The sequence below is a fragment of the Psychrobacter sp. genome, assembly GCF_030454045.1.
Classification (GTDB): Bacteria; Pseudomonadota; Gammaproteobacteria; order Pseudomonadales; family Moraxellaceae; genus Psychrobacter.
Genome location: NZ_JAKDJE010000088.1, coordinates 1 through 11,054 on the forward strand (window position 1 = coordinate 1; position 11,054 = coordinate 11,054).

At 44.7% G+C, this 11,054-nt stretch carries 11 protein-coding genes and 2 tRNA genes; 2 read left to right on the forward strand and 11 right to left on the reverse strand.

Annotated elements, in window-relative coordinates; genetic code table 11:
- Positions 1-151: 151 nt before the first annotated feature.
- The 4 genes from L0G63_RS12300 to L0G63_RS12315 form a co-directional block, all read right to left on the reverse strand.
- Positions 152-874, reverse strand: a complete 723-nt coding sequence (locus L0G63_RS12300) for a 16S rRNA (uracil(1498)-N(3))-methyltransferase (RefSeq protein WP_301450918.1) — start codon at positions 872-874, stop codon at positions 152-154.
- Positions 871-2,472 carry a 3-deoxy-D-manno-octulosonic acid transferase gene (locus tag L0G63_RS12305; protein WP_301450919.1) on the reverse strand — a complete coding sequence of 534 codons (1,602 nt, stop codon included), beginning with the start codon at positions 2,470-2,472 and terminating at the stop codon, positions 871-873. Before L0G63_RS12305 ends, L0G63_RS12300 begins: the two co-directional genes overlap by 4 nt.
- Positions 2,473-2,591: 119 nt before the next feature.
- Positions 2,592-4,091: a tetratricopeptide repeat protein gene (locus tag L0G63_RS12310; protein WP_301450920.1), complete on the reverse strand. Its 1,500-nt coding sequence runs from the start codon at positions 4,089-4,091 to the stop codon at positions 2,592-2,594.
- 109 nt (positions 4,092-4,200) lie between these two features.
- On the reverse strand, positions 4,201-5,841 hold the full coding sequence (locus tag L0G63_RS12315) for a cardiolipin synthase (RefSeq protein WP_301450921.1): 1,641 nt from the start codon (positions 5,839-5,841) through the stop codon (positions 4,201-4,203).
- 419 nt (positions 5,842-6,260) lie between these two features.
- Here L0G63_RS12315 and L0G63_RS12320 point away from each other — a divergent pair.
- Positions 6,261-6,336, forward strand: a tRNA-Val gene (locus L0G63_RS12320).
- A gap of 37 nt (positions 6,337-6,373) precedes the next feature.
- A tRNA-Asp gene (locus L0G63_RS12325) sits at positions 6,374-6,450 on the forward strand.
- Between the two features lie 184 nt (positions 6,451-6,634).
- Here the strand turns inward: L0G63_RS12325 and modB are convergent.
- From modB to moaB, 7 genes are all read right to left on the reverse strand, one after another.
- Entirely contained in the window at positions 6,635-7,336 is a 702-nt protein-coding gene (modB, locus tag L0G63_RS12330) for a molybdate ABC transporter permease subunit (protein WP_301450922.1), read from the reverse strand.
- A gap of 46 nt (positions 7,337-7,382) precedes the next feature.
- Positions 7,383-8,237 carry a molybdate ABC transporter substrate-binding protein gene (gene modA / locus L0G63_RS12335; RefSeq protein WP_301450923.1) on the reverse strand — a complete coding sequence of 285 codons (855 nt, stop codon included), beginning with the start codon at positions 8,235-8,237 and terminating at the stop codon, positions 7,383-7,385.
- Entirely contained in the window at positions 8,230-8,721 is a 492-nt protein-coding gene (locus L0G63_RS12340; RefSeq protein WP_301450924.1) for a molybdenum cofactor biosynthesis protein MoaE, read from the reverse strand. Before L0G63_RS12340 ends, modA begins: the two co-directional genes overlap by 8 nt.
- 53 nt (positions 8,722-8,774) lie before the next feature.
- On the reverse strand, positions 8,775-9,056 hold the full coding sequence (locus L0G63_RS12345) for a MoaD/ThiS family protein (RefSeq protein WP_301450925.1): 282 nt from the start codon (positions 9,054-9,056) through the stop codon (positions 8,775-8,777).
- A 74-nt stretch (positions 9,057-9,130) separates the two neighbouring features.
- Positions 9,131-9,637, reverse strand: a complete 507-nt coding sequence (moaC, locus tag L0G63_RS12350; protein WP_301450926.1) for a cyclic pyranopterin monophosphate synthase MoaC — start codon at positions 9,635-9,637, stop codon at positions 9,131-9,133.
- Between the two features lie 42 nt (positions 9,638-9,679).
- Positions 9,680-10,381 carry a molybdenum cofactor guanylyltransferase gene (locus tag L0G63_RS12355; protein ID WP_301450927.1) on the reverse strand — a complete coding sequence of 234 codons (702 nt, stop codon included), beginning with the start codon at positions 10,379-10,381 and terminating at the stop codon, positions 9,680-9,682.
- A gap of 71 nt (positions 10,382-10,452) precedes the next feature.
- Entirely contained in the window at positions 10,453-10,983 is a 531-nt protein-coding gene (moaB, locus tag L0G63_RS12360; RefSeq protein ID WP_301450928.1) for a molybdenum cofactor biosynthesis protein B, read from the reverse strand.
- Positions 10,984-11,054: the final 71 nt, after the last annotated feature.

An 11,054-nucleotide genomic window follows, 5' to 3' on the forward strand; every position in this document is an offset into this window, starting at 1 on the left:
GAACAATTTTAGCGATCAGCAGTGCCTATTTGCGAATGTTCAACACGCCCTAGTCATTTTCTAAAGCTAAGTTGTACCCAAAACAGCTCTTGTGTTTTTGTACTCCTGCACTCTTGGGAATGGCAAATATATTAACGAATACCAAACCAATTTAGAGCAGCCATTGCCCTAACATAACATTGACCGCCGCTTCTGTACGCAAGATACGCGGCCCTATATGTACTGGCGTGCACCCGTGTGCGGCGAGTAGCGCTATCTCATAATCGATCCAACCGCCTTCAGCACCGATGCAGACCAAACTGGGCAGTTCTAATGTTGTATCTAATTGTCGAAATTCAGAAAATGACTGCTCAGCATAAGGGTGTGCAACGATGGCTTGATTACTCACCAAACTGGTAAGCGTATCCTCGACAAATGGCTTAAAACGTTTTTGTAGCGTAATACGAGGTGCAATCGTATCAACCCCTTGTTGCAACCCTTCTAATACAAACTCATCAAGACGCTCAAGCATCGGACTTTGCCAATAGCTTTTTTGCGTGCGATAGCTGTTGACAAGCACGATGTCGCGTACGCCAAGCGCCGTCATATCCATGATCAAACGCCGCAATACTTTGGGCCGTGGCAATGCTAAAACCACGGTTAGATCCAGTTTATCAGGCGGGGTAATACCGAGTTGAACATCGTATAACTGAATACTATCAGCAGCAATATCCTCAATGACAGCCGTACCAAGATTGCCACCTAGCTGCCCTATTTTGAGCGTATCACCAACTTTTGCGCCCAGTATGTTATTCACGTGATCGACTTGCACCACGTCATTGATTTGCGCTTTACTTGTGGAGAAATTTTCAACGGGCAGTAATATACAATTCATAATATCTCTTGCCCTAAATTTTGAGGAAAATATTGCTCAATAACGTCCTCAATCATCGTAAACTGACGAGTCAACACTGCTTGCTGTTGTACGGTTATTGTCTCACCCGCCTGTCCTGCCTGCGTCGCCAATGGTAAATCATTTAACCAAGCCTCTAGCTGCTGACAAATAAGTGCGATGTCATCAGTGCTATCAGTACCTGGTTGATGATTTACTGTACTTTTAGCGCACTCATTTGAGCTATTTATCGTCATTGGACGATAAAACTCATTGTTTGGCTGATATAAAGCCCCTACCTCGGCCAGCTTATCGACCACGCTTTGGCACGATTGGGTGTAACGACCCATGATAATAGGCGTTGCCACGCTCGCAGGTTCAACTGGATTGTGTCCGCCTATGTCTACTAGCGACCCTCCAACCAATGCGACATTTGCCAGTGTATACCAAGTCATCATCTCCCCCATGCTGTCCGCCAGATAGACTTGCGTGTCTGCATTGATGGCCTCATCAAGACTGCGCCGTGCCATTGTTAAACCAGTCTTTTCGATCAATGCTGCAACTTCATCAAAACGCTCAGGATGTCTAGGCACGATGATCAGCAACGTATTGGCTAGTGATGACTGCGATAAGATCTGCTGATGTAACGATAGCGCCGTCTCTTCTTCGCCGTTATGAGTGCTTGCTGCCACCCAAACTGGTCGGCCTGCTATCGCAAACGCTTTTGCCAGCTCATTTTTTTTAGCAAGCGCATTTTTTTTAGAGGGTATCTGCACACTTGCATCTTTTGCATCAACAGCTAAATTATCGGAATCGATAGCTTCCACATCAATTTTAGGCGTATTGATGACCCACTTTAGCGACCCTGCCACGCGGATCTGTGCGCTATCCGCCCCTAATTGACGAAAGCGTTTGGCAGAATCGCTGTCTTGCGCAATGATGAGCGCAAGGTTTTTCATCATGCTGGTACTCACCGCACCGATTTTTTGATAACTTTTAAAAGAAGACGCCGAGAGACGACCATTGACTAAGATACTTGGTATCTGATGCTCAGCAAGCTTGGTCAAGATATTCGCCCATAGTTCAGTTTCGACAAACAGTGCGGCGATAGGCTGTACATGCGTCAAAAATGTCTCAATCACGGCAGGAGTATCAACGGGGACATAGCTGTGACTCATACGACCTTGAGCGATTGCATCTGCAAACCGACTGGCACCGCGAGCAAAACCTGTCTGCGTGGTGTTGGTCAACCATATCTGATAGCCACTAGCCAGTAATGCGTCTAATAAAGGTGCAACCGTATTGGTCTCACCCAACGATACCGCATGACACCAAATCACACCTTTATTACTGTGACCAGTAATCGCTGGACGCGGTGGATATTGTTTGCCAAAACGCTGCGCCACTTCTTGCTGATAATTGTCACGTTTGTGAGAGCGCCGCCATACTTGCAGACGGTATAGCGGCTTTAACACACCGATCAGAAACTGATAATAAAATGGCGTCTGATACACCGCACGATCAGTCAGTGGCTTATTGTCTAGTAGCATGGTATCAGTGGAGTTGGACGAGGCGTCAGATGGGGTATGAGATGATGGCATGGAGTAGCCCAGATTAGTGATGAATCAAACAGCAGAAAGGTAAATATAAAAACGCGCCAATTCTACCTGAAATCAGCGCGTAACCATAAACTTTTAAAAGTTTACTGAGTAAATAGCGATTAGACGATAATCAGTATCAGTACCGCAACCACGATCACTGCACCAAACAGTAACTGATAGCGCTTGATACTGTGCTGCTCTTGTTTTTGCGTCGTGATCAGCGCCTGCGCCTGCTCCCATTGATATACAAGGTTTTTGGCTTCTACATGACCATTGTCAGCCGCTTGCTCTAGCCAGTATTTACCACTATCTATATCTTGAGGAATACCAACACCTTGATAGTAGAGCTTGCTAAGTAAGCGCTGGGCACGGCTGTCGTTTTTGCTAGCGGCTTGCTTCACCCATTCCACACCAGATTTTTTAGCGTCCTTGTCATCTGCCGTGAGTCCTTCGCCAAGCAACTCATACATGGCTAAGCGCAGCATGGCAGCCGTATTACCCGCTTCTGCAGCCGCCTGTAATGCTAGCAATGCTTTATTTTTTGCTGCTATATGATCGTCTGAAAAGACCAATTGATCTCGTGGCTTGTCCTGCTTGGCAATGTGCCGCTCAAACTGATCGAGGACTTTGCAAGCCTGCTGATATTCAGTCACGCCTGCTGTTTGCGGCACCTCAATCTCATCTAACTCTATGAGCAGCTGGGTAAATAGCTCTGGTGTCGGTGGGGTTTTCACAAATGACTTAGATTTAATAACTGGCGATTCTACCTTCGTCAGCTCAGGTTTTATTTGAAGCTCTGGTTGGCGCGGTGCGGTACTCACTAATGGTTTAGATACAGTAGTTGCAGCAGAAGGGCGCTCGATATTGGCTGATACTATATTAACATCATCGAATTCATTATTTACTGGTACGTCCTCTGATGCCTCATAATGACTAGCAGGTTGACTTGTACTGATAGTCGTACTCAAATCTGTCGTTGAGTGAATGCTTTGGATCGTATTATGCGTTGCTGACCCAGTCTTTAAATAACTAAGAGTATCTGGATTACTCGCTTGATCCGATAAATCTGGCAATCTTGCGCTAACTGCTTGGTATAGTCCACTCGCCGCCTGTCCCCCTTGTACCGCTTCAAACGGCCGATCAATATTGCCAAATAAACGCAGCCCTATTGGCTCTAAAGGAAAAAATAAAGGCAGCGCATCAGTAGCCGCATTATTATCACCATAGCCAACGGCCATATGCTGATAAAAGTCATCGGTAATCAATGACAACTCAGGATAGCGTTTGCGTAGCTCAAACTGCCCATACCAATGGGGCTTATTTTGCCACTGCTGTGCCAATACGCGGCCCGCATAAAATCCCAAAAACACCATAAAGTTGCGATAGTGCTCATCGACCAGTAATTTCGCCTCATCCCATATACCGCCCTTCACTATGTCACGGCGCACCTGAGATAACAACGTGTCGATACGCTGTAAGCTCTCAAGCGACTCATCCAGCGCACAATCATGTAGCGCTGTCTCATAAGCGATACCACCTGCAACAGGACGCCCAGCTAAAAAATCTTGCCAGTAGCCTTCTGCAATATAATCGAGTGGTGTTAAGGGCGAGGCAGACATAGACAGGCGTGTCCTTTTTTAGATAAGTTGATTATAGAGGCAGTGATAATGATTGAAAATATGAGCATAAGAAACACGGATAGGTTACCTTAACCTAAAATTGAGCGTGCTACAATAAAGGACTAAACAAGCGTACAACATTATCAAATAAGCGTTTTGACCCATGGCGCTGCTGCCACTCCTCATTATCCAAGAGACGACAGTTCTGTAAGTAAACTTCCTGACAGTCAGCCACTTGAGCGACTATCTCTGGCGTATAAATCGCCAAGCTGACTTCCATATTTAAATAAAAACTGCGCATATCAATATTGACCGTACCAAACAGGCAGTAGTCGTCATCGATAACCACGGTTTTCGCATGTAGCAACCCTCCTCGAAATAGCGCAATGGTGACGCCAGCATCCAGTAGCTCTTGATAATAAGCTTGAGAAGCATGCTGCACCAAAAACGAATCGACTTTTTCAGGAACAATAATCGTCACCTCAACGCCGCGCTTAGCCGCTATCGTCAGTGCACCTGATAGCGACTCATCGGGTACAAAGTATGGGGTGGTGATACGTATGCGCTTATTGGCACGGTGAATCACAGTCACTAACGTATTGTAAATCACATGCGCTGTCAGCTGCGGTGCTGACGGTATGAGCTGTGCCATCACGTTATCTACGACAGGCATCTTTGGTATCACAATTGAAGTGCTACCGATATCTGGCTGCTCATGATAATCAATCGTATCTCCCAACACCTTTACTCGACTATTCAAATCGTTAATGGTTGGGTCCATCACATACAATTTACGCGTGTAATTGTTAACTCGCTGATGTAGCTCAGCAAGATTGTCATTATTTTCAGCGCCGATATCAGTAACAATAACTTTGGCCATTGCCGTATTGATACTGATAGCCTCTTGACTGACCGTTCGTATGGCCACATCAATCCACTGTCCAACGTTTTTATTTTGTTTAAAAAACCGTGGATCAACCAAATTAAAGCTACCGATATAGCCAATATACTCATCGATGACCACCATCTTACGATGATTGCGTAAATCAGAGCGCTTAAATAGTGTCTTTAATAGACCTACTGGCAACGATTGATGGACAAAAACACCCGCTTTTTCTAACTTATGATGGGCACTACTATTAATAAAACTAAAACTGCCTACGCTATCAGCTAATATATGACACTCAACGCCGCGCTGAGCCGCTATGGACAGCGCTTCTATCACATCGAGCACTTGTCCTTTTGGATATACAATATAAAACTCCATAAAGACGGTCCGCTGTGCGGCGTGGATATCCTCTATCAAACGCTGAAAAATCAATGCAGGGTCTGTTAGCAGTTGCATTTGATGGTCAGGAAACACCCCAAACCCTGTCCAGCGCGTTCCTATTTGGCTCACACCGCGGTATTTGATGGGTAGCAGATCTTGTCCTTTATCAAACACCAGATGCTCGCGCCGTGCCATGTCATTCATCATGAGGCTTGCTTGATCCACGCGCTCACGGTAGCGTCGTCCAATCATCGGCTCGCCTAGTAGTATGTATGCAATCAGACCGAACACGGGCACGGTATAAAGCACTGCAATCCAAGCAATGGATACACCAATATTACGCTGCACTGATACAACGCGTAACGTCATAACAATCATCAGTATAATATGAAATATCAGACCTAGACCTGCGTACTCTCCCCACGTCCAGTTGGTAAAGATCTGCCCAATCAGAAAAATATCTATGCCAACCTCCATCATTCATGCTCAAAAAACAAAGTATCCGTAGTATAGTAGCTTTTCGCTGTCAAACAACTGCTAACAATCATAACCTGCCTCTAAAAAATACAAGTAAGTATCTACCATATATTACTGTTTTTAATACCATTAAAAATTTATTTCCGATTATTTCATAAAATAGTCAAAATAACATTTGACAGCCAAGTGTAAATCTATATAATACACACCCACAGCAAGAGGACTTACTTAGATAAGCCCAGCTGATAAATTAACATTGAGTGTGACAGCTAATGTTAATGAAGCAATACAGAAATTCTATTTAAAGAATTTCTCTTGTAGTAGAAGTTATACCTTGTATTAGGTACTGAGCTTCTAGAATTTACAAAAATGTAAATTCTCTTGCGCTCGGACGAAGCAGTGCTTCGTTTGCTCCTCGCTCAGGGTGATTAGCTCAGTTGGTAGAGCGTCTGCCTTACACGCAGAATGTCGGCGGTTCGAATCCGTCATCACCCACCACTTACTAGCTTGTGGCAAAAAAAGCTAAACGACCTAAGCAGCGGTAGTTCAGTTGGTTAGAATACCGGCCTGTCACGCCGGGGGTCGCGGGTTCGAGTCCCGTCCGCTGCGCCATATTTAAAACGAATTTAAACTGTTAAGTTTAAGCAAGTTTCGCCTCAAACATTAGATTGTTTGGGGTTTTTTTGTGTTTGTGTTTTTTGTCTATGTTCCTTCTAATATAACTACCTTTCGATAAGCATCTATTTTGTATTCGCAATAGTTATAATCATCCAACGGGCGTGCAGGTATTTTAGTATTATGGACGCTGACTCATGCGACTCACACTAGCAATCAACGCCACCATCACTACGCCCATGATAATCAAAATACCAGACATCATATGCGCTGCCTCATAGTTGAGCGCTTCAACTTGCTCATATATCGCAATCGACACTACCTTGGTCTCACCTGAGATACTCCCCCCTATCATTAAAACCACACCAAATTCACCAATGGTATGAGCAAAACTTATCAAACCACCTAAAATAATACCCACGCGCGCTTGCGGTAAGGCTACCTTGACGAAGCGGCGCAGGCGACTGGGTTCTAACAGATGCGCGACTTCTGTGACACTTTGGGGAATACGCAAAAACTGTGCATAAACAGGCTGTATATAAAAAGGCAGTGAGTAAATAATAGACCCAACCACCAGACCTTCAAAGGTAAAAACAAGCGGACTAATATTGTGCTCAAACAGCCATTTACCGATACCCATACTTGGACTTAGCAGTAATAATAAGTAAAAGCCAATAACCGTAGGCGGGAGCACCAGAGGCATGGCAATGATGCCCATGAGCAGAATTTTGAAACGCCCAACTGCCTTCTTTCGACTTGGTTTGGCAAGCCAATAAGCAACAGGGGTCGCAAACAACAGTAAGCACAAGGTCGTGACAGAAGCGAGCTTAATACTCACCCAAAATGGACTGAGCATATCTGACATAAGAGACTGATCGATCATATAATGTCACGGCTCGTTCTATAGGTAGAGAGTTTAGTCTAACGGATTACTGAATGGGCAGGTAGCCTGCTTGCGCGAAGTGCTGTTGTCCTGCATCCGAGCGCAAGTAATCAGTAAACGCCGCTGCTGGGACTGTATTATTAATGATAATACCATCCTGCAAGATGGCTGGATAGGATGCTTTTGGCACAGTAATAAACTGCTCAGGTTTGGCTTTTATCGCAACGAGTTGAGACTGCGCCACAAACCCATAATCTACGCTACCTGTATGGGCGTACTGAAATACTTGACCAATATTTTCTGCCTGTATCAGGCTTTTCTGTGCATTTAGTTTGTCATATATCTTTTGTGATTGTAGATAAACTTTTGCAGATGCCCCATAAGGGGCGAGTTCAGGATTGGCAATAGAAATCTTGCTATCATCTGTGAAACTAGCACTTGTAAACGTGTCAAGAAGCGATGCTGGCGTAAAATCATTCAAAGGTTTTGTGACACTATAGAGCGCCAACTGACCTCTGGCATAAGTAAACGGTTGTACAGATTTATCACGCTTGTCATCAGAAAGCTTTGCCGGAAACTCTTGATTGGCAGACAAGAATATATCATAAGGGGCTCCTGCCTTGATTTGAGCATATAGCTTACCAGATGACGCGTAAGTAACGTCAATATCTAAGTCACTTTTATCAGAGGTACTATCAGAAACCCTATGATCCACCTGATAACTGTCAATAATGCTGGGTAAGACATCAGATAAGTTGGCTGCCGCAGCGATACGTAAGGTTTGGTGCTCAGCACTTGTCGCAGTCGCCGATTCTGTATTCGTACTGTTATCTGCTGTACAAGCACTTAATGCCAATAGCAAACACACAGAGGTACTAATAGCAGCTAGTGACCTACCCATTATTGCTGAGCCATTTAGACGAGTCGTCTTCGTAATACTCTTGTTTCCACACAGGAATGTCGGCTTTGATGGTATCTAATATCCAGCGACACGCATCAAATGCTGGATAGCGATGCGCCGACACCACTCCCACCCACACTGCCACATCACCAATCTCTAATGCGCCGATGCGGTGTATCGCTATGGCATGAGTGATCTCAAAACGCTTTTTGGCTTCTTCTATAATGGCGCGGCCTTGGTTGATTGCTAAGTCTTCATAACCGTAATAAGTAAGTCGATCAACGCTCGTGGCATTATTATGATTACGCACTCGCCCTTCAAAGCAAACAAACGCACCGCAGCTGTCATCGTCCAATGTACTTTTGAGCCTATCCTCATCGATGGCAATATCGAGCAATGCAAAACCATCGCGCTCAGCGATAAGGTAAGCGTCATCGGTACTGCATTTGATGGTCATTGAGTGGTTATGGATGTTATCTGTCATTTTTTTCTCTATTTACACTAATTGTGGCGCTATAGCCGCTTATAAATATGTGTTTAACCACCAGCAACTGGCGTGATAAATACTACGCTGTCGCCGTCATTGATTTGATCGGTCCATTTGGCGAAGTAATCGTTCACTGCCACCCGCAGCTCTGATTGCGGACGACTAAAACGATGCTTTTGACTAAGCTGTTCGTACAGTTCAGTCAATGAGGTGTCTTGGGGTAATTTGACAGTCTCTTGCTGACAGTTAGCCTCATCTGCCAAACTGGCGAAATACATGACATTAATGTCCATCGTTGATTCGATATCAGCTTTTGTCTCAATAACACTCATAAACTTCTCCTTTTTTTGCAAGCGTCCTTGCTTAATATGCGATATATCTCTGTGCTTTAATGATACTTTTTACGCTAAGCATGGCGATAATCTGACTTGCCACCTGTCTTTTTAATCAGGTGAATATCCTCTATAAAGATGTCATGCGATAGCGCTTTGGTCATATCATAGATAGTCAAGCAGGCAACGCTCACGGCGGTTAGCGCTTCCATCTCAACCCCCGTTTTGTGCGTGACTTTGACCACCGCACTGACGGTAATACTGCTCAGCGCATCATTATACACAAAGGTGAGGCCAATCTTATCTAGCGGCAGCGGATGACAAAGCGGTATCAGATCATGCGTACGCTTGGCAGCCATGATACCGGCAATATGTGCCGTTTGCGTGATGCTGCCTTTCTTGGTCATACCATCAGCCGCTTTAATTTGCGCATAAATCTCGCTCGGAAAACAAACCTGTCCCGTTGCATTGGCCTCTCGCGTCGTTGCAGTCTTGCCACTGACATCGACCATCGTGATGTCACCATTACCATCTAAATGTGATAAAGCAGATTGATGATCTGTCTGAACGCTGTTACTCATTGATATCGCCTTTTCTTAGTAATCTCTTTATTAGTATTTTTATTATTTTGGTAGCGCGGCACACGCCTGTTCAAACTCTTGAGGCATATTAAAATTGGTCAAATGCTGCCACGCCTTGGTAAATGGTACAGTCCGCACCATCGGCTGAATAAATGGCATAACTCGACGCTGATCACTATCAATATAAGCTTTCAAATCAGGTTCAATGTCTAAATGATATAGCCCTAGTAACGGATATAAGTGGCTGTCATCTTTTAAGCAAATAACGCGCTTATCAGCGGCTGGAATAATCGCTTGTTGCAATTTCTGCCATAGATCAGTGGCGGGTATTAAGCTGTCACAACTCATCACCAATAGCCACGATGCGTTCTGATTGTTTGATGCCTCTGAATCGTTCAAACCAACCAATGTTTGCAATGCTGATTCAATAGCGACCAATGCACCACCTGTACGAATCTGCTCATTATTATCCGCGTCAAAATCAGAAACGTAGTCAGCAATAGGCATAACAGGCGAACTGGGTTTGTTCAAAGTAGCATCTAAATCAATATAAAAGCCGCGCCCATTATCCGCAATCAAAATAGGAACTTGCAACTCGCTGGCATGACGCACATGATAATTTAGCAGCTGCTCACCTGTCGGCAGAGTGAGCGTCGCCTTTGGTGTTCCCATACGTTTGGATGCTCCGCCAGCTAAAATAACTATACCTGCCAAGTTGTCCGAACTGTCTGAGCACGCTGTCATGATGCCATTGCCTGTCAGTTTTAGTTAAATAGCCGTCATGGCTTAATCATTTATCATCAATTATTTATAAATCAGTCATGACTGGGGTTTTGTGCCAAAAAATGCGGCACAAAATTACACGGACGAGTACGGCTATCAAACTGATCTTTTAGGATATTTCCCCACCCTGTACGGCACGCGCCAGATGAACCTGGTAGACAAAAGATACCGGTACCATTGGCCATACCAGCCACTGCCCGCGACTGCACCGTAGACATACCAATCTCGTCTTTTGAGATCAAACGGAACATCTCACCAAAACCATCAATCGTCTTATCAAATAGTACGCTGACAGCTTCTGGCATGCTATCTCTAATAAAGAACCCTGTACCACCCGTGGTGATCACTGCGTGCACGTCTGGACTGGCAATCCAACCACTAATCACGGCGCGAATATGGTAAATATCATCAGTAATCAGCTGGCGGTCTGCCAAATGATGCCCTGCTTCGGTCAAGCTATCTGCTAGATATTGACCTGACGTGTCTTCTGCCAGCGTACGACTATCAGAAACAGTCAAGACCGCAATATTGAGAGGGGTAAATGGTGCAGCAGGCTTACTCATAAAAGATCCTTTATAGATACCCCACTCTCAACTTGAAATAAGCAAATCAAACTGAAGAGGCGGGTTACCAA